Origin of the sequence: Flavobacterium sp. Root935, from assembly GCF_001429295.1 — a bacterium.
Classification (GTDB): Bacteria; Bacteroidota; Bacteroidia; order Flavobacteriales; family Flavobacteriaceae; genus Flavobacterium.
In genome coordinates this window covers 21,612-48,376 of the sequence record NZ_LMJL01000004.1, presented here as the reverse complement: position 1 = coordinate 48,376, position 26,765 = coordinate 21,612, and the positions used below count along the sequence as shown (strand labels likewise).

Here is a 26,765-nt window from a genome sequence, read left to right as displayed (position 1 = left end):
AAATTGTACAAGAAAATAAAGCATAAAAAAAGACCTTTTGCTCAGAAAGGTCTTTTTAATACTAACTCAAAACTTTTAAACTGTTATCTCAATTCTTTCAAAATCGCAATCGATTCTGTAGCATTTGATAATTCTGCATATTTTAATGCAGTGTATCCTTTTTCATTTTTCAAATTTGGACGAGCTCCATTTTCCAATAAAATTTTAACAATTTCATGCTTGTTATAACGAGCAGCGATCATTAAAGGTGTAAAATCTTCAGAGATTTGATTAACATCTGCACCGTATTCAATAAACTTTTTAACGGTTTGCAAATCTCCTTTACTAATTGCAATATTTAATGGGTTTGCTGTATAACCTGTACGCTCAATTGGATTTTTAATTGTTGAAACTCCACTTGAAGCCATTGCTACATTTCCAAATGTTACCAAGGCTAGTCCTAAATAAATAACTGATTTTTTCATAATGATTGATTGTTGTTAAAATGATTGATGATGATTTTTAATTTCCATGTAAAAGTAACTATTTTTATCGTATTATGCATTACAAAGTACCATGTTTTAACCAATTGTTAACAGTAACTTAATAAAACCATAATTAAAAGACTTGAATGTTACCAAATTCATGGTTTTACTATAATAGACTACAAAAAATGAAAAATGTTACAATAAATTCGAAAAAACTTTTTTTTTATTTTTCAAAATTCTGTCCATCAGCGTATATCGAAATCTTTATTTTTTAATTTTACTATTCTATTCAAACTATAAACCATTAGATTTATAGCATTTTACTTAAAATAATAACCAATAAATCAATAGCTATGATTATTATAAAAAGAATACTCGTCGTTTTAATTTTAATTATTTCATTAGTATTAATAGTGGCTTATTTTATGCCAAAAGAATATATGGTTGAAAGAGAAATTACAATTAATAAACCAGTTGACAGCGTTTTTAAATATGTAAAATCATTAAGAAATCAGAATGAATTTAGTGTTTGGGCCAATATTGATCCGAAAATGAAAGTGAGTTACAAAGGTACCGATGGAACTGTAGGTTCTATTTCTTCTTGGGAAAGTAATGTAAAAGAAGTTGGAGTTGGTGAACAAGAAATAACTAAAATAAAAGAAAACAGACAAATAGATTTTGCACTTCGCTTTAAAAAACCAATGGAAGATACAGCAGTTGGATTTATGTCAACAGAACCTCTTTCTGGAAATCAGACAAAAGTAAAATGGGAAATAAATGGTAAAATTCCGTATCCAACAAATATTATGCTTCCAATGCTTAGATTAGACCAAATGATTGGAAAAGATTTACAAAAAGGTTTGGAAAATCTGAAAAATATAATGGAAGAAAAATAAAATAGACTTTAAAAAAAGAAAAGCGTCATTTTATCAATGATGCTTTTCTTTTTTTAATGGTATTATCTCAACCCTTTTAAAATAGCTACAGATTCATCTGATTTTGCATATTTGGCATAATCTAATGCTTTTAAGCCATGGTCATTTTCGATTGAAGGTTTGGCTCCATTGGCTAATAAAATTTTAATGATGTCCACATGATTAAAACGAGCGGCCAGCATTAAAGGCGTCATATTTCGTACAATTTTATTAACATCAGCACCATATTCGATACTTTTTTTAACGTTTTCAAGATTACCCTGACATATAGCTTCATGCAAAGGTGATGCTAAGTAAGTTGAAATTTCAATTTGATTTTTAATTGCCGGCTTTTGATTAGAAGCTGCTGCAAAATTTGTAAATACAGCCAAAGCCGTTCCCAGAATGATTACTTTCTTTTTCATGATTGATGTTTGTTAAATGATTAATGATTGTGATGATTTCTAATTAGACGCATCTTATAGGCAAAACGTTGCATCAAAATGAAAAAAAAATTAAAAACTCTTAAAACAAGAAAGCGCAATCAGAAAAACTGAAATGCGCTTTTTGCATAATTAACATTATATTTTTAATTTGAATTTGCTATTTCAAATCAATCTTCACAAAAGAAAATGCCCTGCTGTAAGATATACAAATAGCAGGGCACTCTTTTTACTTTACGGTTTAAATAGTTAGTTTAAACCAGAAATTATTATTTAGAAGATAGGTATTCTAATACGTTTTTATTAATACGCTGATCAATATTATCGATATCAGCTTTTACGAATTTTTCTCCTAAGATATTCTCGTATAATTCAATATATCTTTCAGAAACAGATTCAATATATTCATCAGACATATCTGGAATCTGCTGTCCTTCCTGCCCTTGAAAACCATTTTCGATCAACCAGCGGCGAACAAATTCTTTAGAAAGTTGTTTTTGCTCCTCCCCTTTTTCTTGTCTTTCGGCATATCCGTCAGCATAGAAATAACGAGAAGAATCTGGTGTATGAATTTCATCAATTAAAACAATAACACCATCTTTAGTTTTTCCGAACTCGTATTTTGTATCCACTAAAATTAATCCGCGAGAAGCTGCAATTTCAGTTCCTCTTTGAAAGAGAGCACGAGTATATTTTTCTAAAATCAAATAATCTTCTTCAGAAACAATTCCTTTTGCCAAAATAGCTTCACGAGAAATATCTTCATCATGAGAACCATTATCTGCTTTTGTAGTTGGAGTAATAATTGGCTCAGGAAATTTATCATTTTCTTTTAAGCCTTCAGCCATAGTAACACCGCAGATTTGTTTTCTTCCTGCTGCATATTCGCGAGCTGCGTGTCCAGACAAGTAACCACGAATTACCATTTCTACTTTAAAAGGCTCACATAAATGTCCAACAGCAACGTTTGGATCTGGAGTTGCAATTAACCAATTAGGAACAATATCTTGAGTCAATTCCATAAATTTAGTAGCAATCTGATTTAAGATTTGTCCTTTGTATGGAATTCCTTTAGGCAAAACTACATCAAAAGCAGAAAGTCTGTCGGTTGCTACCATTACCAAAAGTTCGTCGTTGATATTATAAACTTCTCTAACTTTTCCGCGGTAAACTGATTTCTGATTTGGGAAATTAAAATTTGTAGTTGTGATTGTATTGCTCATTATCTAGTTGTGTTGTTTTTTATGAATGCAAATTTAAAATTATTTCAGAGAGTTACACCATGAAATTTTAAGATTCAGAAATAAAAAAATCCCTAAATAAAATATTTAAGGATTTTAGTTTGAATATGATTCAAAATTAACTTGAAGCTAATTCTTTATCTAAAATTTTAGATGCAATATATCTTGCTACACCATCTTCTGCATTGGTTTTAATAACTTCTAAATCTGGTAAAGTTTCTTTTAGAACCGCTGGTGCATTGCCCATAATTAAGCCTTTTCCAGACGCAGATAACATTTGCACATCATTAAATCCGTCGCCAAAAGAAACTGCTTGATCTAAAGTGTAACCTTCTTTTTCTAATACTTGTTCAATTGCAACTGCTTTATCTATAGATTTATCCATAAACTCTAAGCAGGTTGGTAAACTAAAAGCATGATGCAAATGTTCTGAAGAGTTTGCTAAAACATCGTCCTTTAGTTTTACTAATTTTTCATGATCGTCGCATGAAAAGAAAATTTTGATTGCGCCAAAATCTTCCAGATTTTTATAATCTACTAATTCTGGGCGGTATTTTAATTCGGCTTGAAAAGAATTAAGTCTTTCGTTCCATTTGTTAGTCTGCCAAACATTTTCCTTAAATAAAACTACTGTAATTGCAGGATCAATTTCAACATTCAATGCGGCTTTAACCACATCACTGTCTAGGTTAAAAGCAAAAAGCTCTTCTTTATTTGGTGAATGAATTCTAGCTCCGTTTGAACTCACTAAATATACAGGAACTTCAAGTCTTTCAATAATTGCCATTGCATCAAGATGATGACGGCCAGTTGCTACAACTATAAGGTAATTTTGATTGTGCAGTTCTTGAAAAATTGATTTAGTATATTCTGAAATTCTGTGTTGAGGGTTGAGTAAAGTTCCATCAAGGTCACTTACTACAACTTTTATATTTTTAAGTTTTGTCATATTAATTATCAAATATTGATGTTATGCAAATTTACGGCTTTAAGCTCGTTTAGACAAAGTTTCCTAACTTTGAAATCCAAAAATGGGCTAAGTTTATTATTTATTTAACTATTTGATTAAATATTGCGATTTAAATATTTTAAACTTTTATAATTCCTAATTTATATAAGTTTACAGCTTTCTGAATTACAATTTCAATTTCTTCTAAAGGTAAATCTTCATTAACATCAAACATCATAATTTTCATTCTCGAACGCTTTTCCTGAATCAGAAATGGTTCGTCAAAATGTTTTCCTTCCACAATTCCGATATACGGTTTTTTAAGTTTTTTATGAATCCATAAATAGCAAAACATTTTACGTTTATAACAGAAAAAAGGCATTCCGTATTTTAAAGTATTCGTTATATTTTCATCTTGTTTCAAAATGATTTCTTTTAATGCCAAAAATATTCCTTTTACAGGTTCTTCTTGATTTAAGTAGAAATCATCTGGTTTTTTCATTTTGAAATTCAAAAATTAAGTCCAACTTTCCATTCATTTATGTTTTTTGGATGTTCCCAATCATCAGGATAATTTTCTTTTACAAATTCAAATAAATCTCTAGTTAGAAGTACTGTTCTACCATCATTCCCTGAACTAATTGGATAAAATTGTTCTTCACTCCCTTGAATCTTAAGCTCATTATTCAACATTTCAATAAAATTTAAATAGGCGATAGTCCAATCATGATCTCCAAAATTATCATCGAAAGCTACATATTCATTACCGTTTAATTTAATCTTATGAAGTAAATGCTTATCAGTTTGATTTTCAAATTCCTCTGATATTAAAAGTTTTAAATTTAATTTGTCAAATGAAATTTTTATAGTTTCCAAATATTGTATTAATCCCTCTCCTTCAAATAATGTTTCACTATCGATAAAATAAAATCTATTATCGGTAAAACTTAAATCTTCTTTCATATGACCTTCAAAGAAACTTAATTCATCATATGATTTTTTAAAAGCTTCCTTTGTTATTTTTAAATCTTTTTTGTCTGTGAGATTGAAAAAATTTAATCTATTTAGTTCTGCAACAATTTCTTTTCCTGATAATTTCTTTATGTTATTATCTGAATTTTTATTTTGAGCAAAAAACTTAAATGCAAAAAAAATAATAAAACCTACTACAAATATAATTTTACTTTCCATCTATAAAATTGACCCTTTCCTTATTTATTTCCTAAAAAAATATTCGTTTTACACTTTTCCAAAGAAACAAGTGTAAAACGAATATTAATAAATGTTAAAACACAATTCACGATTTACATTTAACATTTTACTAAAATTAAAAATTAGTCGTGATTCTCTATTTGCTTGTAGGCATCAATTACCTTTTTAACCAATCTGTGGCGAACGATATCTTTATCATCCAGATAAATAATTCCTATTCCGTCAATATCTTTCAGAACCAAAATCGCTTCTTTCAGACCAGAAATAGTTCTTCGTGGTAAATCGACCTGTCCAGGATCGCCAGTAATCATAAATTTAGCGTTTTTTCCCATACGGGTTAAAAACATTTTCATCTGTGAGTGAGTGGTGTTCTGGGCTTCATCAAGGATTACAAACGCATTATCAAGCGTTCGACCGCGCATAAACGCAAGCGGCGCAATCTGAATAATTCCTTTTAAAATGTAATCTTCGAGTTTTTCGTTGGGAAGCATGTCACGCAGCGCATCGTAAAGCGGCTGCATGTAAGGATCGAGTTTTTCTTTCATATCCCCAGGCAGAAATCCGAGATTTTCTCCGGCTTCCACTGCAGGACGAGTCAAAATAATCCTTTTTACTTCTTTATCTTTTAACATTTTAACCGCCATAGCGACACCGGTATACGTTTTTCCAGTTCCAGCAGGACCAATAGCAAAGACCATATCATTTTTCTTAATGGTATCAACCAGCAATTGCTGATTTGGCGTCATCGCTTTGATAATCTTACCGCCAACACCATGAACTAAGATTTTGTCATGATCGTAACTTCTTTTATCTTCTTGACCATCACTCATGATTACACGTTCAATTACATTATCATCAATATTATTGTATCGTGTGAAATGAAGCATTAATCTTTGAAATCTTTTTTCAAATTCATCTAAAACTTCTTTTTCGCCAAATGCTTTTAAAGTTGTCCCTCGCGCTACGATTTTAAGCTTTGGGTAATACTTTTTAATAATTTCTAGATGGCTGTCCTGTGCGCCCCAAAATTCTTTTGGAGCAATATCTACTAGCTCGATTATTCTTTCGTTCAAATGAAGTAGTTTTAAATTAAAATTCCTTTTTTCTTATTTAGGGGTTGTCGGGTCTTTTTTATTAGTCTCAGTTTCCAGCTGCAGTTTCAGTTTTCCATTTTTGTAGAAACTTGGAGCTGCATTCCCACAGAGACTTCTATAACAGCAAGTTAATTTTTAAAATCACAATTTGTCTTTTCTTTCTTTCAATTTGTGTTTACTATTATTAGCTTTGCATTTCTCAAATTTAATGAAAATTAGATTTAAATACTATCAATAGTTATAAACAAAATGATGTCAATAATTACCCTTACTACAGACTACGGCTTAAAAGATCACTTTGTGGGGTCGCTGAAGGGTAAAATACTTTCTGAAAATCCGGAGGTTCAAATAATTGACATTTCTCATGACATTGATCCCTTTAATACTGCAGAAGCCAGTTATGTAATTGGCGCCTCTTATTTAAGCTTCCCGAAAGGAACTGTACACCTTATTGGCGTCGATATTGAACGCAATAAAGAGAACCAGCATATCGCCATGCAGTGGAATGACCACTATTTTATTTGTGCCGATAACGGAATTTTGAGCATGCTTACACAGAAGATCGTACCGCAAAAAATTGTTGCGATAAATATTCATGATCGTTTCCCGATAGAATCAACGGATATGGATATCTTTATTCAAGTGGCTTCTCATTTATCAAAAGGCGGTTTATTGAATGTAATTGGAAAAGAAATCACCTCAATAAAAGAAGCAACTGAACTTCAAGCTATTGTTGCCGACGACGGAAACTCGTTAAAAGGCTATATAATTTATATTGATCATTTTGGAAACGTTGTCACTAATATTTCAAAGAAACAATTCTTAGAAGTTTCACGCGGACGCCAGTATGAAATTGTAATGAAACCTAAAAATATCAAAACGATTTTACCTAATTATTCGGCTATTGCAACTTCTGATAAGTATCCGATTAAAACGTATGAAGGAGAGAAACTGGCGATTTTTAATGAAGCTGGTTTTCTTGAAATCGCAATATTTAGAAGCAATCCTTCTAAAGTAGGTTCTGCTAATAGTTTGCTAGGATTGAATTATCGTGATGTGATTACGATTAAGTTTTCGTAAATAATTTTAGATTTTAGTCCCGATCCCGAAACCTCAGGACGGGATAGATTTTAGATTAAGGAAACTCTAAAGTTTGGAATTTGGAATTTCTCTATTGGAATTTTATTTTTTTATAAAAACAACAATCAAATTTGGTATTTTTGCGCACCTGTAAGACTTTAGACAATTTAAAAAAATCTAAAATTTGGACTATCAAATTTAAAATAACAACATGTTTGTCAGAATAGTAAAAATGAGTTTTCATGAAGAAAAAATTCCTGATTTTCTGGAGAATTTTAAATCCGTGAAAGAAAAAATAAGAAATGCTGAGGGAAATCGTTTTTTAGAACTGTATCAGGATAAAAATGATAAATGCATCTTTTTCACTTACAGTTATTGGGAAACCGAAGCTGATTTGGAAAATTATAGGAATTCTGAGCTTTTTAATACGGTTTGGGATTTTACAAAAAAATTATTCAATGCAAAGCCAGAAGCTTGGAGCGTGGATAAATTGGTTAGTTTAAAATAGTTTAAAGTTTCAAGTTTCACGTTAAGCAGGCAACTTGAAACCTTAAACATGAAACAATAAAAACAAAACACGAATGAAATCAATCATTTTAAGAGAAATAAAATCTTTTTTTGGCTCTCCTATCGGCTATTTGGTCATTGCGATTTTTTTAATCAGCAGCGGACTATTTTTATGGGTTTTTGAAGGAGATTACAATATTCTAAATACAGGTTATGCCGATTTAACTCCGTTTTTTACTTTAGCGCCATGGATTCTAATATTCTTAATTCCAGCCGTAACTATGAGAAGTTTCTCTGACGAAAAGAAACAAGGAACTTTAGAATTGTTACTGACAAAACCTTTATCAATCTGGGAAATTGTAAACGGAAAATTTTTCGGCTCTTTTCTTTTGATTATTTTGGCAATTGTTCCGACACTTATTTATGTAAAAGTAATTTCAGATTTAGGTTTACCTGAAGGTAATATCGATATGGGAAGCACGATTGGTTCTTACTTCGGATTGTTATTTTTAATAGCTTCTTATTCAGCAATCGGGATCTTCACTTCTACCCTTTCAGAAAATCAGATTGTAGCTTTTATTATTGCTGTTTTCTTATGCTTTTTCTTGTATTTTGGTTTTGAAGGTGTAAGTTCTTTAATTCCTGGTTCAAACAATATTGTTGCAGTTTTAGGAATGCAGAATCACTTTAAAAGCATGAGCCGCGGTGTTATTGATACACGCGATGTTATTTATTTTTTAAGCATTACAATCGCTTTTCTATCTTTTACTGTTTACCAATTAAAATCTTATAAAGCGTAATGAAAGCATCTACAAAGCAGAATTTAAAAACATTAGGCATTACTATATTCATTTTAGTTGTTTTAAATGTACTTGGAACACTATTTTTCCAGCGTTTTGATTTAACTAAAGACAAACGTTATACGCTGTCTCCAACTTCATTAGGAATTGTAAAACAAGTTGAGAATCCGCTTTCTATAAAAATTTATATGGCTGGCGATCTTCCAGCAGATTTTAAACGTTTGCAGCAGGAAACCAAACAATTACTAGAAGAATTTCAAGCGTATAATAAAAATATTGTTTTCGAATTTGTCGATCCTTTAGAAAATGAAGAAGAAAGTGACGAACTTACAAAATCACTTTTCAAAAAAGGATTAACGCCAGTAAACATAACAGTTGACGATAAAGGAAAACAATCTCAAGCAATGGTTTTTCCTTGGGCAATCGCAGTTTATAACGGAAAAGAAGTTAATATTCCATTATTGAAAAATATAATGGGTGCTTCGACTACACAAAAAGTAATGGGATCTATTCAGCATTTAGAATATTCTATCGCAGATGCCATCAATAAAATTACTAAAAACAAACAGAAAAAAGTTGCAATTATAAGAGGTAACGGTGAATTGAAAGAAATTCATATCGCTAAAATGCTGCTGCAGATTAGAGAAAGTTATTTCATCGGACCATTTACATTAGATTCTGTTGCAAAAGATCCAAATGGAACTTTAAATGCGCTAAAAAAATACGATTTAGCCATTATCTCAAAACCAACAGAAAAATTCACTGACGAAGAAAAAGAAGTTCTGGATCAGTTTATAATGAACGGAGGAAAAACAATTTGGCTAATTGACCAAGTTGCTGCCGATATGGATAGTTTGTATAATGATATGGGCGCCACTTTAGCATATCCGAGAGATTTAAATCTTAATGATATGTTCTTCAAATACGGGTTCAGAATTAATCCTGATTTGATAAAAGATGAACAAGGAAGCCCAATAAAACTGGCAACCGGCGAACAAGGAAGTGCAACTCAATATCAGGATTTTGTCTGGAAATTCGCGCCTCAGGTTTACCCAGCAAGCCAGCACCCGATCGTTAAAAATCTTGGCGGTATTAAATTCGATTTTGCAAGTCCGATTGACACTTTAAAAAATGGAATTAAAAAAACTGTTTTGCTACAGTCTTCCCAATATTCTAAAACTATCGGTTCGCCTGCAGAAATCAACCTGAATATGGTAACCGAAAAATCTACTCCAGAAGAGTATTTGAATAAAGGAAATTTACCGCTTGCCGTATTATTAGAAGGATCTTTCCACTCTGCTTTTGAAAATAGAGTATTGCCATTTAAAGACAATTCTTTTACCGCAAAAGGAAAACCAAATAAAATGATTGTTATTGCTGACGGAGACTTGGCAAGAAATCAATTAGACAAAAACAGAATGCCTGTAGAATTAGGTTACGATCAAAGAACTGGAAATCTTTACGACAATAAAGACTTTATCATGAATTGCATCAATTATCTGCTGGATGATACTGGACTTATTAACATTAGAAGTAAAGATGTGGAGCTGCCTTTATTAGATAAAGAAAAAGTTTACGAAAGCTACACTATGACCCAATTCATAACTATCGGAGTTCCAATTCTAATTTTATTAGTTTTCGGACTTGCCTTTACCTTTATCAGAAAAAGAAGGTACAGTAAGTAGATGTTAATAAAAAAATGTAATACTTTGGATTGTTTAAGATATATTTGTAATCCGTATATTTAGCCCTTTATTTGCTAAAAGATCCATCAAAAAATAAAATAAAACAGATGAAATTTATAGTATCGAGTTCGTACTTATTAAAACAATTACAAGTTTTAGGTAGTGTAATCAATAGCAACAACACGTTGCCAATTTTAGACAACTTTTTATTTGAACTAAACAATAATGAGTTAACAGTTTCGGCTTCAGATCTTGAAACGACAATGTCGGCTACATTATCGATCGATTCTACAAGTAAAGGAAGCGTAGCTGTACCAGCTAAACTTTTGCTTGAAATTTTAAAAACTTTCCCAGAACAGCCATTAACTTTTACTGTTGAGGATAACAATACAGTAGAAATTAGTTCAAATTCTGGTAAATATGCATTGGCTTATGCGGCTGGAGAAGAATTTCCTAAAGCGGTAAGTCTAGAAGATCCGTCTGTAACACTTGTTCCTGCAGAAGTTTTGGCAACTGCGGTAAGTAAAACTATTTTTGCTGCTGGAAACGACGATTTACGTCCTGTAATGTCTGGAGTTTTCTTCCAGTTTTCACCTGAAGGATTAATTTTCGTAGCAACTGATGCGCACAAATTAGTAAAATATGCTCGTACAGATGTAAAAGCCTCTCAAGTAGCAGATTTTATTATGCCAAAGAAACCTTTAAATATCTTAAAAAGTATTTTAGGAACTTCTGATGCTGAAGTAAAAATCGAATACAACGATTCAAATGCGACTTTCTCATTTGACAATTATATCTTAATGTGTCGTCTAATCGACGGAAAATATCCGAATTACGAAGCAGTTATTCCAAAAGAAAATCCAAACAAATTAATGATTGACCGTTCTTTATTCTTAAGTTCAGTTAAGCGTGTTGCGATTTTCTCTAATAAAACTACACACCAAATTCGTTTAAAAATTGCTGGAGCTGAATTGAATGTTTCGGCAGAAGATATTGATTACTCAAACAAAGCAGAAGAAAGATTGACTTGTGATTATCAAGGAGATGATTTACAAATTGGTTTCAACTCTCGTTTCTTAACTGAGATGCTGACAAACCTGCAATCTGACATGATTATGCTTGAAATGTCATTACCAAATAGAGCAGGTATTTTAACGCCTGTAGATGGTTTAGAAGAGGGAGAAACAGTTACTATGCTTGTAATGCCTGTAATGTTAAATAGTTAACATTAAAGTTTCTTTCTGTTACAGGGATATTTTTTAGTTTCAGATTAAAGATCTATCATTGTAAAAAAAAAAGATATCGCTATTAACCAACCATTTTTTATACCTAGAAACCGCAATTCCTATAAAGAGTTGCGGTTTTTTATTTTAAGGTTTGGTTGGTTTTGTTTCAGGTTTCATGTTTCAGGTTTGTACATATGCTGTATGTTTTTTAACCGCAAAGTTCGCTAAGTTTTTTTTCTAAGCTTTATATGTCTACAAACGCAAAAAGTTCGCAAAGCTCTATGATAACTTTGCGACCTTTGCGAAAAACCTCTGCGACCTTTGCGGTTAAACTTTAAACCTGAAACGTGAAACTTGAAAACCTGAAACAAAATTTTCTGTAACTTTGTAAAATGAAAATAGAAATTTGGTCGGACATCATGTGTCCGTTTTGTTATATCGGAAAAAGACAGTTGGAAACAGCGCTTGCTGTGTTCCCAAATAATGATTTTGAAATTGAATGGAAAAGCTTTCAATTGGATCCAACTATTACTTCTCAGCCAAATATGGACGTTTACACGTTTTTAGCTGAGAGAAAAGGCATGTCAATCGAACAATCTAAAGAAATGCACAAAGGAGTCGTTGAACGCGCTAAAAGTGTTGGTTTAGAATATAATTTTGACAAAGCCGTTATATCAAATTCATTAAACGCCCACCGAATCATTCAATTGGCTAAAACCAAAAACATTGGTGATCGTATGGAAGAAATTTTCTTCAAAGCTTATTTCACTGATGGAAAAGATTTAAACAACGGTCCTACTTTAATTCAATTAGGAATTGAAGCGGGTTTGGAAGAAAATGAAATTAGAGAAGTACTTGAAAGCGATAATTTATTTATAAAAGAAGTACAAGCAGATATTAAAGAAGCTGGTGAAATTGGAGTTCAAGGAGTTCCGTTTTTTGTTTTCGACCGCAAATACGCAGTTTCTGGAGCACAGCCTGTAGAAACCTTTATAAAAACTATTGAAGAAATTCTCAAATAAAAGAAACATTTAAAAAACGTAAAAGCGTGCTGTCTATATTTAAACAGCACGCTTTTATTATTTAGTTTATTTCAAACTAAAAATTAATGACTACCTCTACCTTTTGAATCTGTTGATTTTGTTGTAGTGCTTTTTCCTCTAGAACCAGTTGATGATTTTTGAGTTTTTCCAGAATCTTTCATTCCAGATTTCGAATCTTTTCTTGAAGTTTCCATGATAATATAATTTTTTAAATTATTGATATACAAAGTTGCAAAATAGGCGATTGATTTTTTTATAGAATTAAATTCGAATCTTATAAAATAAAAAGCAAACAATCATGTAAGATTAAAATTAAATCCTATAATTTTTTTAAATAACTAATTTTCAAATTTGTATATATGCAAAAGTTGAATGTTTATTAATTTAAAATAACAGCTATGAAAACAAATGCCGACAATAGCATTGCTGCAAAAAATCACTTCATATGCAGTAGACCAGATCATATTGATACAGCTCATGAAAATGAGGCAATGGATGAAGAATTCACAACTGGCCAAAATCCTGATACTACTTATAGAAATAAATGTGATCAGTTTTCTGAAGATAGTTATGAAATTATAGAAAGCGGATTAAATCTAGCTGAAGATAATACTTCATTTTCAACTTATGATCAATCAAATCCGTATGATAGTTATAATTTGGATCATGAAGACGAAAAATACTCTAATCCTCCTTATAAAAATCTTGAAAATTAAAAAACCTTTAGTAAATTATGTCGCCAAAAAATGATCAAGAAATAATGAATGAATATTTGTCTAACGAAAGAACTTTGTTAGCGTGGCTTCGTACTGGAATTGGCATAATGGTTTTTGGTTTTGTAGCAGTAAAATTTTCATTGTTTTTAAAACAGCTTCCGGCTAAATATTTAGCAGAAACTGTACCTCCAAATAGTAATTTTACTATCTATTTAGGAATTGGATTATTGATTGCAGGCGCATTAACGATTCTTCTATCTTATTTGCGCTACACTAAAACTGTCAAATTATTGAAACAGGGCAAATACCAATATTCAACTGCAATGCTGACGTTTATAACAATGATGCTTTTTGTTTTGAGTATTTCTCTTATCGCCTATCTTATTATTGCTGCAAGTACATAAATTGTAATTGTCTAATTCTCAAATTATCTAATTATTAAAATTATAAAGATGAATCCACCATTATTACAATTTAACGATAAGGGCATTTACTGTCAGCAGGCAGATGTTTATCTCGACCCTTGGCGTCCAGTTAAAAATGCCATTATCACACACGGTCACTCAGATCATTCAAGGTGGGGACATCAAAACTATATCACGCATTATACCAATGTGCCCATCATAAAACATCGTCTTGGCGATATTAATGTAACCGGCAAAGACTGGAACGAAAATTTTACTATAAACGGTGTAAAATTCTCTTTTCATCCTGCTGGCCACATAATTGGTTCTGCTCAAATAAGAGTAGAATACAAAGGTGAGATTTGGGTATTTACAGGAGATTACAAAACAGAAGACGATGGAATTTCTGCCCCTTATGAAGTCGTAAAATGCCATTCATTTATAACGGAATGTACATTTGGACTTCCCGCTTTTAAATGGGAACCGCAGACAGATGTAATGACCGATATTAATAATTGGTGGGCAGAAAATCGCGCTGAAGGAAAAACCTCTGTTCTATTTGGTTATTCGTTAGGAAAAGCACAACGTTTATTAAAAAATTTGGATCCAAATATTGGAAGAATTTACACTCATGGTGCAATCGAAAATATGACCGAAGTTGTTCGTCCGTTAATTGATTTACCTGCAACAATTCGAGTAACGCCTGAAACTAAAAAAGAAGATTTGTTGGGAAGTATCGTTATCGCACCTCCAAGCGCGCATGGAAGTACTTGGATTAGAAGGATGACGCCTTTTGTAACAGGTTCAGCAAGCGGCTGGATGGCATTTCGAGGCGCAAGACGAAGAAGAGCTGTGGACCGCGGATTTGTCTTAAGTGATCATTGCGACTGGACAGGATTATTAGAAAGCATTCAAGCGACAGGCGCAGAAAAAGTAATCTGCACCCATGGATATTCGGATATATTCTCTAAATATTTAAGAGAATTGGGGTACGATGCAAGAACCGCCCACACACAATATGAAGGAGAAACGAATGATTCTGAAGAAAACTGAAAGGAGTTTTGAATTGTGAGTTGTGAATTGTGAGTTGTGAATTAGGAGTTGTCAATTTATTCAAAATCACACCCTAAATATCGATCACCAATACAGAGCATTAACAATAACCATCAACTATCACCATCAACCATTAACCATCAACCATCAACCAAAAAAATTATGAAAAACTTTGCCGAGCTTATAAAAACCCTGGATAGTTCTAATAAAACATCGGTAAAAGTTGATGCTTTAACGAATTACTTTCAAAAAGCCAGCGATGAAGATAAAGTGTGGACAATAGCTATTCTTTCTCACCGTCGCCCTCCCCGACCTGTTAATACGACTTTATTAAGATTGTGGGCAAACGAACTGGCGAATATACCGCTTTGGCTTTTTGAGGAAAGTTATCATATTGTGGGTGATCTGGCCGAAACTATTGCATTGGTTATTCCAACTACAGAAGAACATTCTGATAAAAGTCTGACGGAATTTCTACAAGAAATTATCGCTCTAAAAAAGAAAACCGATTTCGAAAAAAAAGAATATTTACAGACCAATTGGCTTAATTTAAATTATTATGAACGATTCGTTTTCACAAAGTTAATTACAGGTAGTTTTAGAATTGGTTTAAGTCAGAAATTGATGACTCGAGCACTTTCTAAATCTGAAAATATTGACGAAGATACTCTTGCATACAAATTAATGGGAGACTGGAATCCGAACACGATTACTTTTCAAGAGTTAATTTTAGACGAAAGAAGCAGCGATTATTTATCAAAACCATATCCGTTCTATTTAGCTTATCCAGTTGAAGGAGAACTTTCAAATCTTGGAAATCCAGAAGATTGGAGTGCCGAACATAAATGGGACGGAATTCGATCTCAAACTATTATCCGCGATAATGAAATTTACGTCTGGAGCCGAGGAGAAGAATTGGTAACCGATAAATATCCAGAGTTCAATTCGTTTATCGGAAATATTCCAAATGGAACTGTAATTGATGGCGAGATTCTTCCTTTCATAGATAATCAAATTGGTACTTTTAATGATCTGCAGACGAGAATTGGACGAAAAAATGTATCAGCTTCTGTTTTAAAAAACACTCCAGTTATCATCAAAGCTTATGATTTACTGGAATGGCAGGGAAATGATATTCGAAATCTGCCTTATGAAGAACGCCGTACATTATTAGAAGAATTATTTACGACTTTAATCGGAAAAGATATTCCGCTTCAATTATCAGAAAGACTTAATTTTTCAACTTGGGAAGAAATAACAGCTGAAAGACTAAAATCACGCGAAATGCGAAGCGAAGGTTTAATGTTGAAGCGAAAAGATTCTCCTTATTTAGTTGGACGAAAAAAAGGTGATTGGTGGAAATGGAAAATTGAACCTTTAACAATAGATGCGGTACTGACCTACGCCATGCGTGGCCACGGACGAAGATCTAATTTGTTTACCGATTATACTTTTGCGTTGTGGCATGAAAATGAAAATAACGAACGTGAACTCGTCACTTTCGCGAAAGCATATTCTGGTTTAACCGACGCTGAGTTTAGAATGGTAGACGATTTTATTAAAAAAAATACTCTAGAAAGATTCGGGCCTGTAAGAAGTGTAACTCCAAAATTAGTATTTGAAATTGGTTTTGAAGGAATTGCACTTTCTAAAAGACATAAAAGCGGTGTTGCAACCCGTTTTCCCAGAATTTTAAGATGGCGTCAGGATAAAAAAATAGAAGATGCCAATTCGATCGAGGATTTAAAAAATATGATTTCATAAATGAATAGAGAGCAGTTATTTACAATTGCCAGCACTTGGTTTGAAAATCAGGGCTGGAAACCTTTTCCGTTTCAGACTCAGACATGGACTGCTTTCCTGCAGGGAAAAAATGGATTGCTAAACGCTCCAACCGGAAGCGGAAAAACGTATGCACTCTGGCTTCCAATTATTTTAAATTATATTAAAGAAAATCCAAACTATAAAACAAAACAAACTCCTGGTTTAAAAGCTATTTGGATTACGCCCTTGCGCTCTTTATCAGTCGAAATCAAACAAGCTGCAGAAAGAGTTATAAATGATTTAGATATTAAAATGACGGTTGGAATCCGTTCTGGAGACACTTCCGCAGCGGAAAGAGCCAAGCAAAAAGGAAGAATGCCAGATTTATTAATTACAACTCCAGAAAGCCTGCAATTGCTTTTAGCCTCAAAAGGATACGAATCTACTTTTAAAAATTGCAGTTCAATTGTAATTGATGAATGGCATGAATTGCTGGGAACAAAGCGTGGCGTTCAAGTAGAATTAGGTTTATCGAGACTCAAAACAATTGCAAAAAACATTCGCATTTGGGGAATTTCTGCAACAATTGGCAACTTGCAGCAAGCTCAGGAAGTTTTGCTCGGTGTCGATTCTGAGGCTTATCATAATTCTGTTTTAATTAAAGCCATAATTAATAAAAAAATAAAAGTTGTTTCGATTATTCCAGAGAAAATGGATACTTATCCTTGGCGAGGACACATGGGCTTACATTTAATTGATGAAGCAGCAAAAATTGTAAAAGCCAGTAAAACAACACTTATTTTTACCAATGTTCGTTCGGCATGCGAAATTTGGTATCAGAGATTACTAGAAAAATATCCTGAATTTGCCGGCGAAATGGCGATGCATCACGGAAGTATTGATCGAGAAACCAGACAATGGGTTGAAAATGCTATTCGAAATGAAGAATTAAAAGTCGTAGTTTGTACTTCTAGTTTAGATTTGGGAGTTGATTTTGCTCCAGTCGAATCTATTATTCAGGTTGGTGGTCCAAAAGGCGTTGCGCGATTTATGCAGAGAGCAGGACGAAGCGGTCATCAGCCAGGAAAAGAAAGTGTTATTTATTTTCTTGCCACTCATGCTATCGAACTTATAGAAGCTTCTGCTTTGAAAAAAGCAGTAGAAAACAGCGTAATCGAAGATCGTGTTCCGTATTTAAACAGTTGGGATGTTTTGGTTCAGTATCTCAATACTTTAGCGGTTTCTGACGGTTTCTTTCCAGATGAAATTTTTAAAGAAGTACAGGAAACATTCAGCTACCAAACCATTACAAAAGAAAACTGGAACTGGATACTCAATTTCATTACCAACGGAAGTCAGAGTCTGCACGCTTACGACGAATTCAAAAAAGTAGAAATTGAAGAAGACGGGCGCTATAAAATTAATAACCGAATGATTGCAATGCATCACCGAATGCAGATTGGAACAATTGTAGGCGATGCTGTTTTGAATGTAAAATATATGAGCGGCGGTTATATTGGAACTATTGAAGAATGGTTTATTTCGAAATTGAAACCCGGCGATACTTTTATTTTTGCAGGAAAAAAACTGGAATTATTCCGAATTCGAAATATGCAGGTTTTGGTCAAAAAAGCCAGTCCAAAAAAAGAATCGAAAATTGCCAGCTGGATGGGCGGACGCATGGCGTTATCTGCACAAATGAGTGAATTGCTTCGTCAGGAATTATATCGAGCCAATACTGAGAATCTTTCACCCGAATTAAAAGCGCTTCAGCCATTGTTTAATAGACAGCGAAAGGAATCGATTGTTCCTGATAACAATGAATTTTTGATAGAAACTTTTAAAAGCCGAGAAGGTTATCATGCAATATTTTATCCGTTTGAAGGACGTTTTGTACACGAAGCGCTGGCAAGTTTATTGGCCTACAGAATTAGTTTACTGCAATCGATCAGTTTTTCTCTGGCTTATAATGATTACGGATTTGAATTGCTTTCTGATCAGGAAATTGATATTGAAGCGGTATTGGATAACAATCTATTATCAACAGAATATGTACATCATGATTTGCAGAAAAGTTTAAATTCGACGGAAATGGCAAGAAGAAAATTTCGAGATATTGCCGTAATTGCAGGATTGGTTTTTACAGGTTTTCCTGGAAAAATGGTCAAAACAAAACATCTACAAAGCGGTTCTCAATTGCTGTTTGAAGTATTCAGAGATTTTGAGCCTGATAACTTATTGCTGCATCAAGCGTATCGTGAGACCTTCGAACATCAGCTGGAAGAAGGTCGTTTGATTTTGGCTTTGGAACGAATTGCCAATCAAAAAATAGTTTGGAAACAATGTCTTAAACCTACTCCGTTTAGTTTTCCTATAATTACGGACCGTTTAAGAGAAAAACTTTCAAGCGAAACATTAGCAGAAAGAATTCAGAAAATGACCGCTTCTTACATGAAATAATACTTTATGAAAATTAAAATCAACAACGAAACATTTATATTGCATTGCAATGGAGCTGTTTTTTGGGAAGAAAAAAATACAATAATTATTTCTGATGTTCATTTAGGAAAAGTGACGCATTTTAGAAAACACGGAATCGCAATTCCGCAGAATGCCATTTCAGAGAATTTCAGAAAAATTACAGAAGTTTTAGATTATTTTAATCCCGATAAAATTATCTTTTTAGGAGATTTATTCCACAGTACCAAAAATGCAGAATGGGATTTGTTTGAAAACTGGGTTTTAGATAATAATCATGAGACGTATTTAATTACAGGAAATCACGATATTATCGATGAAACTCATTATAGAAAAATTGGCGTAATTGTAGTTGAAATGTTAGAAATTGATCACTTCTTTTTTACACATCACCCAACTGAAAAAGAGAATTCTTTTAATTTCTCTGGGCATATTCATCCTGGAATTCTCTTGCGTGGTTTAGGTTTACAAAGTCTTAGACTTCCTTGCTTTTTTCATAAACCAAATCAAATGATTTTACCTGCTTTTGGTGAGTTTACTGGAAAGTATTTTCTGAAACCTAATGTTGAAGATATTGTTTATGCTATTGCTGGAAATGAGGTAATTCAGATTAGTAAAGAATAAAAAAACATTATCATATTATGTTATAAAATTGATAATAAGCAATTTACAGCATTTTATTTAAAGTAAAATTTAAAAAATAATCAAAACTAAATTTACTAGGTTTGTTTTATTAACAACAGCAAATCTTTTCCATTTCAGTTAAGATAATCCTTCCAATTGTTCAAAAACTGGGATCAAAGCTTTTCCTTTCGCTGTCAGATAATATTCAATATGCAAAGGCTTTAATTTAATTGTCGTTTTTTCTAAAAGTCCTTCTTCTTCCAATTCTTTCAAAGCGGTAGACAAAGATTGTTTGTTGGAACCCTGAATTTGTCGCAGTAAAGTATTAAATCGTAGAGGTGATTCTACTGCTAAACGAAAAATTTCTGCTTTCCATTTACCAGATAACATTTTTAAAAGTCTTTGTGCTGGACAAGTTTCTGTTTCTTCCATAATTTATTGGGTAGTCAAGAAAATCTGACCTATTGTTTCGGAATGTTTTTTAATTAAATTTTGTATAAAACTTAATGTAAAAATATAAAATGAAAACAAAGAAACCTAGCGAAATGACGACCGAGCAACTATTAAAAAGACAGAAAACAATACAATTTATGATATATATTCTACTGGGCGCTTCTATACTTTTACTCTTAATTATCGTGTTTTTATTTCTAAAAAAGGAATTTAGCGCTTTAATTGTAATTCCCTTTTCTATGATTTCAATTATAATTGACAACTCAAATTCATTAAAAGAAATTAAGCAAGAAATCGCTTTGAGAGATATATAATCGTAATCTGACGATAAAATGTGCTGAAATGTCTAATTTAATTTTTTCTTCACGAAAAGTTTTGCAAAAAAAATTAAATTTGATCTCCCTAAATAAGCCATTTACATTATGATTTTTCAAAAAAGAACATTTTATTTTTTCGCTCTGTTTTTATTTCTTTTCTGTTCTCTGCAAAGTTTTTCGCAAGAACAAAAACCTGTCAAAAAAGAAAGTTCCGGCAGATTATTTAACGACACCACAGCAACAGACAGCGATTACCTAATGGCGATCGAAAAAGCAGGAGAAGTATTAGAATCTGCCTACAATGACATTGATTTTGAAGGTGATACTCATCATCTTTTTGGCGAAATGAAACGCACAGAAAGTAAACTAAACCTTATTTTAGCCAGTTTAAAAGGCGCCAATCCTAATGTGCGCAACCAGCAGATGTACCGCATTGTACTGCAGGAAATCCAACAAGAATTAGAAGAACAGAATAAAGCTATAAACGCTCGAAATCTTAATCTTGAAAAAATTAAAACCCGCGTAATTGATCTTCGTAAAGACAAAACTTTAATTACTTTACTTAAAGACACCATTCGCCGTAAGCAGTTCAAGAAAGAATTTGCTGATCTTAGAAAGAGATATGTTGGAACTGATAGTCTTATGACTAAAAATCAAACCATTTTAAACAATAAGAAGCGATTGACTGTACAGCGAAAAATTGCTGTTTCTAGCGCTTTAATTACAGTTGAAAGTAAACTTGAAAAATCTGGAATCAGCATTTTTAAGAAAGAATATCCAACTTTATGGCAGATCACAGATTCGGCTGCCAATAAAAAGGTAACACACAACATTAAAAATAAAATTATAATTGAAGAAAATGTTGCTGCTTATTATCTAGGTTACAAAGCCGGCGGATTGATCACTTTATGTTTTTTCATGGGACTTTTGTTTTGGTACATCTCCAGAAACGTAAAATATCTAAATGCAAATGGATACAGCGAAAGTCTTTCTCTTTTAAATTTTAAATATTTAAATCGTGGTGTGTTACTGCCCGTTTTAGTAATTGCACTAAACATTGCTGTTGTTACTAATTTATATGCACCAGCATTATTTTTAGAATTAATGCAGCTTCTTTTACTTGGAGTTTTAACTGTACTCTTTAAAAATCAATGGTCTAAAGTTGCTATGCGCAATTGGCTTTTCTTACTCGGATTGTTTTTTGCCCTTTGTTTCTTAGACTTATTTATTACAATAGGGTTATTACAGCGTTTTGCTTTTGTTGCAATTAATATTTTAGGAATTCGATATGGTTTGGTGCAAATTAAAACCCTAAAAGAAGAACTTTATATTAAAGGATTTTTTAAATGGGCAAGCATCATTTTTATCGGATTAAATGGTTTATCAATTCTTTTTAATTTGTTCGGAAGAGTTTCTCTTTCCAATATGTTAAGCCTTACAGCATTTATTTCGCTTACGCAGATTGTCGCTTTAAGCGTTTTATTAAAAATTATTTTAGAGATTATCCTTTTGCAGATTTATACTACGCGAGTAAAAAGAGGCATCGAAAAAATGTTTGATTTCGAAAATTTATCAGATACCTTAAAAAAGCCTTTTATTATCGTAATCAGCTATATGTGGCTTGTTGTAATTGCTTCAAATCTTAATATTTGGGAATCACTTCGTGCTGCTTTTCAAAAAATATTAAACCATCCAAATACTATCGGAAGCATCACATTTACACTTGGTAACATTGTTCTGTTCTTTATTATTATTTGGGTTGCGCATTTATTGCAAAAGTATGTGGCGTATTTCTTTGGTGAAATTGATGATGAAAACGAAGAAAACGTCAACAAAAGACAGCATTCAAAATTATTAATTACCCGATTAGTAGTTTTAATAAGCGGATATCTGCTTGCGGTTGCGGCGTCAGGAATGCCTTTAGACAAATTAAGTATTTTATTAGGAGCTTTAGGTGTCGGTGTCGGACTTGGTCTTCAAAATATCGTCAGCAACTTTGTATCGGGAATCATTTTGATTTTTGATAAACCGATTCAGATTGGTGACGTTGTTGAAATTAGTTCAGAATCTGGCCGCGTTAAATCTATGGGACTGAGAACTACCAAAATTAATGCGCCAAACGGTGCCGAAATTATTATTCCGAATGGTAATTTATTATCACAAAATATTACCAATTGGACGTATACTGATAATTTCAAACTTGTTGAAGTTACTTTTGAAATCGTTGGTGAAACCGTTCCAGAAGAAATCAATTTAGTTGTAAACGAAACACTTGCCAACTTGCCAATGGTAAATAATGCAAAACCATCTCAGATTTATTACAGCGCTATTTCTGACGGAAAATATAAACTTCTGATCAAATTTTGGTGTAGTATTTACAGAACCGAAGAAACAATAAGTCTGGCGAGACAAGAATTATATAATAGTTTTAAAAACAAAGGTTTACATTTCTCTAGTTAATAGAAAAATAAAAGACATTATACTTCTTACAATAAAGCTGCAACACTAAAAAAGTTGCAGCTTTATTATTTTATATAATCGATAAAAGTTAGGCAAAAAATAAAAAAATAAATATCTAACAGCATGATTAGAATCATGTTTTGAAAAAAATGATTCTAATATATTTACCCTGTCCAAATTAAAAAGCTTAAAAACATTTCAAAACAAATTTCGATTAAAACTTAAAATTAAAGAAGAAGGTTCTGCTCATAGGAATGTCGACATATATCCGTGATTTGGATTATCTACCAGATACTGCAATGGTTGGAGCTTGCGTAAGCTATCTTTTAATGGCTTTTGCGGCCGTGTCGAGAGCAGACCTTCTTATTTTGGAAGCCTTGTAAAGCCTTGCCACTTTTCATTAAAATCTGATTTCCATCAGTAACTTTTATTTATCTTTTGGAATAATGTACAACCAATGAATCTAATAAATTAGATCGTGGTTTTGGAAATGAAGGCGAAAGAGATCGAGCGAATTAAATTGATAAAAAACTGCGTTAAGTCCAGTGATTTAAGCAATTTTTACTTAAAACAACTCTCAATAAAAACCTTAAAACCAAATAATTAAAAAATTAATCTCATAAATACTTGTATATATGACCAATCGGTCATATATTTGCATCATTAAATACAACCTATCATGACAAAAGGGGAAGAAACCAAACAATTTATTATAGAAAAAGCCGCTCCTATTTTTAATACAAAAGGAATTGCAGCTACTTCTATGAGCGATATCATGGAGGCAACCAAATTGTCTAAAGGAAGTATGTATGTTCATTTTGAAAATAAAGATGTTTTGGCCTGCGCTGCCGTAGACCACAATATGAAAATATTAAGCACAAAACTTCAGGCGCAATTAAGTCAGGGAAAAAGTGCCAAAGAACAGCTTTTTGCTTATATCGATTTTTTCAGCAATCCACTTAATCCACCTGTTAGCGGCGGCTGTCCGTTATTAAATTTTGGAACGGAAGCTGACGATACTAATCCGATTGTAAAAGAAAAAGTGAACACAGGCATTAAACGAGGACAACAGCTTTTATCTGCTATTATAGAAAAAGGAATTGCTGATGGAGAATTTAATCCAAAATGGAAAGGATCAGAATTTGCCACTGTGCTTTTTGCCATGCTTGAAGGCGGTCATTTAATGTCGCGCATGTCTGGCAATAATGATAATATGAAAACAATAGAAGAAACACTTAAAAAAATTATATCTGAAAACTCGATATAATTTTTTTTACCATAAAAATGACCGATCAGTCACATTTTTCAATTAATTAATTATAAAAACAATTACCATGTCAAAAACAATTTTAATTACAGGAGCTTCAAAAGGATTTGGAAGAACTTGGACAGAAGCTTTTTTAGCTAAAGGATACAATGTAGCAGCAACTGCTAGAAATCTAGATACTTTAAACGATTTAAAAGAAAAATACGGGAATACGATTCTACCTTTACAATTGGATGTAAATAATAGAGAGGAATCTCTTCAAGTAATACAAAAAGTAAAACAGCATTTTGGAACAATTGACGTTTTAATAAACAACGCAGGCTACGCACTTACCGGCGCGGTTGAAGAAGCTAGTGAACAGGAAGCAAGAGAACAATTTGAAACTAACTTTTTTGGAACTTTGTGGTTAACACAAGCCGTTTTACCTATTATGAGAGAGCAAAAAAGCGGGCATATTATTCAAGTTTCTTCTATTTTAGGATTGGCAACTTTACCAGCCACAATGGGACTTTACAGCGCTTCAAAATTTGCTATTGAAGGTTTAAGTGAAACTTTAGCTTCGGAAGTAAAACAATTCGGAATCAAAGTAACGATACTAGAACCAAACGGATACGCGTCAAATATCTGGCACACTGGAATTAACAGCGAAAGTTTACCTGTTTATGATGAAATTAAAAAAGCTATGGCGGCATCAGAAAATATATTCGGAAAAGTTGAAGCAACAGCTCCTATAATTGTAAAATTAGTCGAAAACGAAAATCCTCCTTTACGATTATTACTTGGAAAAATAGCGTTGCCATTTGTAAAACAGAGCTATGAACAAAGATTAGAAAATTGGGAGAAATGGAACAATGTTTCTGTTGAAGCACACGGTTAAAAAATCTCTTTTATAGCAAGAAAGACAGTTCTGGCGAACTGTCTTTCTTGCTGTATTTCTCATTTAAATTAAAATTATGAACTATATGACTTAACGGCTATTATCTTAATACACTAATGGTATTAGCCAAGTCTTCTTTCATAATAAAATCCTGAATGAATTCCTGCACTTCTCCCCTTGCCTCCATTTTGGTCTCAAATGAATTAATATGAAATTCATCATCTTGATCACTGATATGTATAATTTCAGTGTATCCTTTAGAGATTAAACTGCCTTTTAATTTAATAATATTGAACTGTTGTCTTCCGTTCAGCTCTTTACGAACCTGTAATTGTATAGCTTTTCCCATATTTAAAAATTTTCACAGTAATTAGCTGTCATTCAATTATAAATTTATAATAATTAATGACTGGAAATAATACTTTAACACAGTTCGCAATGTATTATTTATCAACAGTTTATGAACATTATTATTTTAACAAATAAAATCGAAAATGGCCTATTTAAATTTCCATTTATAGCATCTAAATCATTTTTAACATTTTTTAGGCAAGAGTAGTATTTGCACAAACCTTTATTCTTTCTTATTTTTATAAAATAGGGCAAAATCCAAATAGCCTATAATTTACAAAAAGAAAACTTATAATGATTAACAACAAAAAACTTAAAGCTGTCGCTTTCGGAGAAGTATTGTGGGATATTTTTGGAAATGAAAAAAAAATCGGTGGCGCTCCGCTTAATGTTGCACTTCGAATGAAATCATTAGGAGCTGATGTAAATATGATAAGCTGTGTCGGCAACGATATGGATGGAGAAGCGATTATTGCTGAGGTAAAAAGACTGGGATTAGATACAGATACGATTTTAACATCAGACGATTTTCCAACAGGATTAGTGAATGTAACTTTAGACGAAAGTAAATCTGCGACTTATGAAATTCTATATCCGTCTGCATGGGATAAAATTATTCCAAATGATACGGCTAGAAAATTAGTTCAAGATGCAGACGTTTTAATCTACGGAAGTTTAGTCTGCAGAGATGAGGTCTCCAGACAAGCGCTTGAAGAATTATTAATTACGAATACTTATAAAGTTTTTGATGTTAACTTAAGAAAGCCCCATTACACATACGAGATTCTCCAGCAACTAATGCAGTCTGCGGATTTTATAAAGTTTAATGATGAAGAAATAACAGAAATTAGCCAGGCTTTAGATTCTCCTTTTCATACTTTAGAAGAAAACATGAATTTTATTTGTTCTTTGACTAATGCAAAAGCTATATGTGTAACAAAAGGTAAAGACGGAGCATTATTATTATGGGACAAAAATCTTTATTCAAATTCTGGTTATACCATTAAAGTGGCCGACACTGTTGGTGCTGGAGATTCTTTCTTAGGCGCTTTAGTGACTTCTCTTTTAACTGGCAAAGAACCGCAGGAAGCTTTAAATTTTGCTTGTGCTACAGGAGCCTTAGTAGCAGGATTGGATGGTGCAAACCCTGAAATTCCGTTAGTGGCTATTGACGATTTAATAAATAAAAATTAGCACTAAATTAAAATTTATTAATATAAGCCCGATATCTCAATATCGGGCTTTTTTATAGTTATAACATTAGAAAATGCACGGAAAACATGGGAAATATGTAAATTAAAGCTGTAATTATTTCTACTAAATCAGCATGAGCATAGTAA

At 32.4% G+C, this 26,765-nt stretch carries 28 protein-coding genes; 18 read left to right on the top strand and 10 right to left on the bottom strand.

The window, feature by feature from the left end:
• Positions 1 to 83 precede the first annotated feature (83 nt).
• Positions 84 to 464: an ankyrin repeat domain-containing protein gene (locus tag ASE40_RS01450; RefSeq protein ID WP_057115033.1), complete on the bottom strand. Its 381-nt coding sequence runs from the start codon at positions 462 to 464 to the stop codon at positions 84 to 86.
• 356 nt (positions 465 to 820) lie between these two features.
• Between ASE40_RS01450 and ASE40_RS01445 the strand changes: the two genes are divergently transcribed.
• A complete protein-coding gene (locus ASE40_RS01445) occupies positions 821 to 1,363 on the top strand; it encodes an SRPBCC family protein (RefSeq protein WP_057115032.1) in 543 nt (180 codons plus the stop codon).
• A 62-nt stretch (positions 1,364 to 1,425) separates the two neighbouring features.
• Here ASE40_RS01445 and ASE40_RS01440 read toward each other — a convergent pair whose 3' ends face one another.
• From ASE40_RS01440 to ASE40_RS01415, 6 genes are all read right to left on the bottom strand, one after another.
• The gene (locus ASE40_RS01440) at positions 1,426 to 1,806 is read right to left on the bottom strand and encodes an ankyrin repeat domain-containing protein (RefSeq protein ID WP_057115031.1); all 381 of its coding nucleotides are present in this window, start codon (positions 1,804 to 1,806) and stop codon (positions 1,426 to 1,428) included.
• Positions 1,807 to 2,093: 287 nt separating this feature from the next.
• Positions 2,094 to 3,047 carry a phosphoribosylaminoimidazolesuccinocarboxamide synthase gene (locus tag ASE40_RS01435; protein ID WP_057115030.1) on the bottom strand — a complete coding sequence of 318 codons (954 nt, stop codon included), beginning with the start codon at positions 3,045 to 3,047 and terminating at the stop codon, positions 2,094 to 2,096.
• A 136-nt stretch (positions 3,048 to 3,183) separates the two neighbouring features.
• Positions 3,184 to 4,014, bottom strand: a complete 831-nt coding sequence (locus tag ASE40_RS01430) for a Cof-type HAD-IIB family hydrolase (RefSeq protein ID WP_057115029.1) — start codon at positions 4,012 to 4,014, stop codon at positions 3,184 to 3,186.
• A 139-nt stretch (positions 4,015 to 4,153) separates the two neighbouring features.
• On the bottom strand, positions 4,154 to 4,516 hold the full coding sequence (locus ASE40_RS01425) for a DUF1801 domain-containing protein (protein WP_057115028.1): 363 nt from the start codon (positions 4,514 to 4,516) through the stop codon (positions 4,154 to 4,156).
• A gap of 8 nt (positions 4,517 to 4,524) precedes the next feature.
• On the bottom strand, positions 4,525 to 5,205 hold the full coding sequence (locus ASE40_RS01420; protein WP_057115027.1) for a hypothetical protein: 681 nt from the start codon (positions 5,203 to 5,205) through the stop codon (positions 4,525 to 4,527).
• A gap of 143 nt (positions 5,206 to 5,348) precedes the next feature.
• Positions 5,349 to 6,299, bottom strand: a complete 951-nt coding sequence (locus ASE40_RS01415; protein ID WP_057115026.1) for a PhoH family protein — start codon at positions 6,297 to 6,299, stop codon at positions 5,349 to 5,351.
• Between the two features lie 273 nt (positions 6,300 to 6,572).
• On the opposite strand from ASE40_RS01415, the gene ASE40_RS01410 reads away from it, so the two are divergent.
• The 6 genes from ASE40_RS01410 to ASE40_RS01385 all read left to right on the top strand — a co-directional run bounded on the left by ASE40_RS01410 (position 6,573) and on the right by ASE40_RS01385 (position 12,640).
• Complete coding sequence (locus tag ASE40_RS01410) at positions 6,573 to 7,400, top strand: S-adenosyl-l-methionine hydroxide adenosyltransferase family protein (RefSeq protein ID WP_057115025.1); 828 nt, start codon at positions 6,573 to 6,575, stop codon at positions 7,398 to 7,400.
• 211 nt (positions 7,401 to 7,611) lie between these two features.
• Positions 7,612 to 7,908, top strand: a complete 297-nt coding sequence (locus tag ASE40_RS01405) for a putative quinol monooxygenase (RefSeq protein ID WP_057115024.1) — start codon at positions 7,612 to 7,614, stop codon at positions 7,906 to 7,908.
• A gap of 73 nt (positions 7,909 to 7,981) precedes the next feature.
• The gene (gldF, locus tag ASE40_RS01400; protein ID WP_057115023.1) at positions 7,982 to 8,707 is read left to right on the top strand and encodes a gliding motility-associated ABC transporter permease subunit GldF; all 726 of its coding nucleotides are present in this window, start codon (positions 7,982 to 7,984) and stop codon (positions 8,705 to 8,707) included.
• Positions 8,707 to 10,392, top strand: a complete 1,686-nt coding sequence (gldG, locus tag ASE40_RS01395; RefSeq protein ID WP_057115022.1) for a gliding motility-associated ABC transporter substrate-binding protein GldG — start codon at positions 8,707 to 8,709, stop codon at positions 10,390 to 10,392. Before gldF ends, gldG begins: the two co-directional genes overlap by 1 nt.
• Before the next feature lie 107 nt (positions 10,393 to 10,499).
• Positions 10,500 to 11,618 (top strand): DNA polymerase III subunit beta, encoded by a 1,119-nt coding sequence (gene dnaN / locus ASE40_RS01390; protein WP_008469033.1) that lies wholly within the window; start codon positions 10,500 to 10,502, stop codon positions 11,616 to 11,618.
• Between the two features lie 392 nt (positions 11,619 to 12,010).
• Complete coding sequence (locus ASE40_RS01385) at positions 12,011 to 12,640, top strand: DsbA family protein (protein ID WP_057115021.1); 630 nt, start codon at positions 12,011 to 12,013, stop codon at positions 12,638 to 12,640.
• 83 nt (positions 12,641 to 12,723) lie between these two features.
• Here the strand turns inward: ASE40_RS01385 and ASE40_RS22470 are convergent, their stop codons facing one another.
• Positions 12,724 to 12,855 (bottom strand): hypothetical protein, encoded by a 132-nt coding sequence (locus ASE40_RS22470; protein ID WP_262487354.1) that lies wholly within the window; start codon positions 12,853 to 12,855, stop codon positions 12,724 to 12,726.
• Between the two features lie 204 nt (positions 12,856 to 13,059).
• Between ASE40_RS22470 and ASE40_RS01375 the strand changes: the two genes are divergently transcribed.
• The 6 genes from ASE40_RS01375 (at position 13,060) to pdeM (ending at position 19,700) form a co-directional block, all read left to right on the top strand.
• Positions 13,060 to 13,377: a hypothetical protein gene (locus tag ASE40_RS01375; RefSeq protein ID WP_057115019.1), complete on the top strand. Its 318-nt coding sequence runs from the start codon at positions 13,060 to 13,062 to the stop codon at positions 13,375 to 13,377.
• Between the two features lie 17 nt (positions 13,378 to 13,394).
• Positions 13,395 to 13,781: a YidH family protein gene (locus ASE40_RS01370; RefSeq protein WP_057115018.1), complete on the top strand. Its 387-nt coding sequence runs from the start codon at positions 13,395 to 13,397 to the stop codon at positions 13,779 to 13,781.
• Positions 13,782 to 13,829: 48 nt separating this feature from the next.
• On the top strand, positions 13,830 to 14,834 hold the full coding sequence (locus tag ASE40_RS01365) for a ligase-associated DNA damage response exonuclease (RefSeq protein WP_057115017.1): 1,005 nt from the start codon (positions 13,830 to 13,832) through the stop codon (positions 14,832 to 14,834).
• Between the two features lie 162 nt (positions 14,835 to 14,996).
• Positions 14,997 to 16,598 carry an ATP-dependent DNA ligase gene (locus tag ASE40_RS01360; protein ID WP_057115016.1) on the top strand — a complete coding sequence of 534 codons (1,602 nt, stop codon included), beginning with the start codon at positions 14,997 to 14,999 and terminating at the stop codon, positions 16,596 to 16,598.
• Positions 16,599 to 19,058, top strand: coding sequence for a ligase-associated DNA damage response DEXH box helicase (locus ASE40_RS01355; RefSeq protein ID WP_057115015.1), 2,460 nt, complete (start codon positions 16,599 to 16,601; stop codon positions 19,056 to 19,058).
• A 6-nt stretch (positions 19,059 to 19,064) separates the two neighbouring features.
• Positions 19,065 to 19,700 (top strand): ligase-associated DNA damage response endonuclease PdeM, encoded by a 636-nt coding sequence (pdeM, locus tag ASE40_RS01350; protein WP_057115014.1) that lies wholly within the window; start codon positions 19,065 to 19,067, stop codon positions 19,698 to 19,700.
• 138 nt (positions 19,701 to 19,838) lie between these two features.
• Here the strand turns inward: pdeM and ASE40_RS01345 are convergent, their stop codons facing one another.
• A complete protein-coding gene (locus ASE40_RS01345; RefSeq protein WP_057115013.1) occupies positions 19,839 to 20,132 on the bottom strand; it encodes a winged helix-turn-helix transcriptional regulator in 294 nt (97 codons plus the stop codon).
• Between the two features lie 443 nt (positions 20,133 to 20,575).
• Here ASE40_RS01345 and ASE40_RS01335 point away from each other — a divergent pair, with 443 nt between their 5' ends.
• The 4 genes from ASE40_RS01335 to ASE40_RS01325 all read left to right on the top strand — a co-directional run bounded on the left by ASE40_RS01335 (position 20,576) and on the right by ASE40_RS01325 (position 25,074).
• Complete coding sequence (locus ASE40_RS01335; RefSeq protein ID WP_057115011.1) at positions 20,576 to 22,930, top strand: mechanosensitive ion channel family protein; 2,355 nt, start codon at positions 20,576 to 20,578, stop codon at positions 22,928 to 22,930.
• A 254-nt stretch (positions 22,931 to 23,184) separates the two neighbouring features.
• On the top strand, positions 23,185 to 23,313 hold the full coding sequence (locus tag ASE40_RS22465) for a hypothetical protein (RefSeq protein ID WP_262487353.1): 129 nt from the start codon (positions 23,185 to 23,187) through the stop codon (positions 23,311 to 23,313).
• Positions 23,314 to 23,609: 296 nt separating this feature from the next.
• Positions 23,610 to 24,197 (top strand): TetR/AcrR family transcriptional regulator, encoded by a 588-nt coding sequence (locus ASE40_RS01330; RefSeq protein WP_057115010.1) that lies wholly within the window; start codon positions 23,610 to 23,612, stop codon positions 24,195 to 24,197.
• 67 nt (positions 24,198 to 24,264) lie between these two features.
• On the top strand, positions 24,265 to 25,074 hold the full coding sequence (locus tag ASE40_RS01325; protein ID WP_057115009.1) for an SDR family NAD(P)-dependent oxidoreductase: 810 nt from the start codon (positions 24,265 to 24,267) through the stop codon (positions 25,072 to 25,074).
• Between the two features lie 100 nt (positions 25,075 to 25,174).
• On the opposite strand, the gene ASE40_RS01320 is transcribed toward ASE40_RS01325, so the two are convergent.
• A complete protein-coding gene (locus ASE40_RS01320; protein WP_057115008.1) occupies positions 25,175 to 25,423 on the bottom strand; it encodes a hypothetical protein in 249 nt (82 codons plus the stop codon).
• Between the two features lie 296 nt (positions 25,424 to 25,719).
• On the opposite strand from ASE40_RS01320, the gene ASE40_RS01315 reads away from it, so the two are divergent.
• Entirely contained in the window at positions 25,720 to 26,619 is a 900-nt protein-coding gene (locus ASE40_RS01315; RefSeq protein ID WP_057115007.1) for a carbohydrate kinase family protein, read from the top strand.
• Positions 26,620 to 26,765: the final 146 nt, after the last annotated feature.

Coding starts and splice junctions, on each gene's coding strand:
- ASE40_RS01450 (WP_057115033.1), bottom strand. CDS start 464: ATGAAAAAATCAGTTATTTATTTAGGACTAGCCTTGGTAACATTTGGA.
- ASE40_RS01445 (WP_057115032.1), top strand. CDS start 821: ATGATTATTATAAAAAGAATACTCGTCGTTTTAATTTTAATTATTTCA.
- ASE40_RS01440 (WP_057115031.1), bottom strand. CDS start 1,806: ATGAAAAAGAAAGTAATCATTCTGGGAACGGCTTTGGCTGTATTTACA.
- ASE40_RS01435 (WP_057115030.1), bottom strand. CDS start 3,047: ATGAGCAATACAATCACAACTACAAATTTTAATTTCCCAAATCAGAAA.
- ASE40_RS01430 (WP_057115029.1), bottom strand. CDS start 4,014: ATGACAAAACTTAAAAATATAAAAGTTGTAGTAAGTGACCTTGATGGA.
- ASE40_RS01425 (WP_057115028.1), bottom strand. CDS start 4,516: ATGAAAAAACCAGATGATTTCTACTTAAATCAAGAAGAACCTGTAAAA.
- ASE40_RS01420 (WP_057115027.1), bottom strand. CDS start 5,205: ATGGAAAGTAAAATTATATTTGTAGTAGGTTTTATTATTTTTTTTGCA.
- ASE40_RS01410 (WP_057115025.1), top strand. CDS start 6,573: ATGTCAATAATTACCCTTACTACAGACTACGGCTTAAAAGATCACTTT.
- ASE40_RS01405 (WP_057115024.1), top strand. CDS start 7,612: ATGTTTGTCAGAATAGTAAAAATGAGTTTTCATGAAGAAAAAATTCCT.
- gldF (WP_057115023.1), top strand. CDS start 7,982: ATGAAATCAATCATTTTAAGAGAAATAAAATCTTTTTTTGGCTCTCCT.
- gldG (WP_057115022.1), top strand. CDS start 8,707: ATGAAAGCATCTACAAAGCAGAATTTAAAAACATTAGGCATTACTATA.
- dnaN (WP_008469033.1), top strand. CDS start 10,500: ATGAAATTTATAGTATCGAGTTCGTACTTATTAAAACAATTACAAGTT.
- ASE40_RS01385 (WP_057115021.1), top strand. CDS start 12,011: ATGAAAATAGAAATTTGGTCGGACATCATGTGTCCGTTTTGTTATATC.
- ASE40_RS22470 (WP_262487354.1), bottom strand. CDS start 12,855: ATGGAAACTTCAAGAAAAGATTCGAAATCTGGAATGAAAGATTCTGGA.
- ASE40_RS01375 (WP_057115019.1), top strand. CDS start 13,060: ATGAAAACAAATGCCGACAATAGCATTGCTGCAAAAAATCACTTCATA.
- ASE40_RS01370 (WP_057115018.1), top strand. CDS start 13,395: ATGTCGCCAAAAAATGATCAAGAAATAATGAATGAATATTTGTCTAAC.
- ASE40_RS01365 (WP_057115017.1), top strand. CDS start 13,830: ATGAATCCACCATTATTACAATTTAACGATAAGGGCATTTACTGTCAG.
- ASE40_RS01360 (WP_057115016.1), top strand. CDS start 14,997: ATGAAAAACTTTGCCGAGCTTATAAAAACCCTGGATAGTTCTAATAAA.
- ASE40_RS01355 (WP_057115015.1), top strand. CDS start 16,599: ATGAATAGAGAGCAGTTATTTACAATTGCCAGCACTTGGTTTGAAAAT.
- pdeM (WP_057115014.1), top strand. CDS start 19,065: ATGAAAATTAAAATCAACAACGAAACATTTATATTGCATTGCAATGGA.
- ASE40_RS01345 (WP_057115013.1), bottom strand. CDS start 20,132: ATGGAAGAAACAGAAACTTGTCCAGCACAAAGACTTTTAAAAATGTTA.
- ASE40_RS01335 (WP_057115011.1), top strand. CDS start 20,576: ATGATTTTTCAAAAAAGAACATTTTATTTTTTCGCTCTGTTTTTATTT.
- ASE40_RS22465 (WP_262487353.1), top strand. CDS start 23,185: ATGTCGACATATATCCGTGATTTGGATTATCTACCAGATACTGCAATG.
- ASE40_RS01330 (WP_057115010.1), top strand. CDS start 23,610: ATGACAAAAGGGGAAGAAACCAAACAATTTATTATAGAAAAAGCCGCT.
- ASE40_RS01325 (WP_057115009.1), top strand. CDS start 24,265: ATGTCAAAAACAATTTTAATTACAGGAGCTTCAAAAGGATTTGGAAGA.
- ASE40_RS01320 (WP_057115008.1), bottom strand. CDS start 25,423: ATGGGAAAAGCTATACAATTACAGGTTCGTAAAGAGCTGAACGGAAGA.
- ASE40_RS01315 (WP_057115007.1), top strand. CDS start 25,720: ATGATTAACAACAAAAAACTTAAAGCTGTCGCTTTCGGAGAAGTATTG.